Source organism: Klebsiella sp. HN106, from assembly GCF_051209435.1.
Classification (GTDB): domain Bacteria; phylum Pseudomonadota; class Gammaproteobacteria; order Enterobacterales; family Enterobacteriaceae; genus Klebsiella; species Klebsiella oxytoca.
Map to the genome: position 1 here is coordinate 1 of NZ_JBLURD010000321.1, position 250 is coordinate 250.

Annotated in this window: 1 pseudogene; it reads right to left on the reverse strand. The window is 53.6% G+C overall.

Annotated elements, in window-relative coordinates:
- A pseudogene (locus ACSIPU_RS31380) lies at positions 1-124 on the reverse strand (recombinase family protein); the annotation flags it as partial.
- Positions 125-250 lie beyond the last annotated feature (126 nt).

Below are 250 nucleotides of genomic sequence, written 5' to 3' on the forward strand. Positions count from 1 at the left end.
TTGTGTCGATAGTCGCCCCGTGACCGGTCAGCACTTTCAGACCGGTCCCCCTCGCGGTCAGGTCGTGCACTGTATTAATGAGATGACGAAGATCACGACCGAGGCGGTCCAGCTTCCATACGACCGAGAGCATAAAAAATATTGGGGCAGCGTGAGCTATGCTGCCATCGCTGGTCCCTTCCCGTCACTTTGAAAACCCGGATACCAGCAGACAAATTTATCCTGCAGTTCGTTATTCAAAACGGCGGTC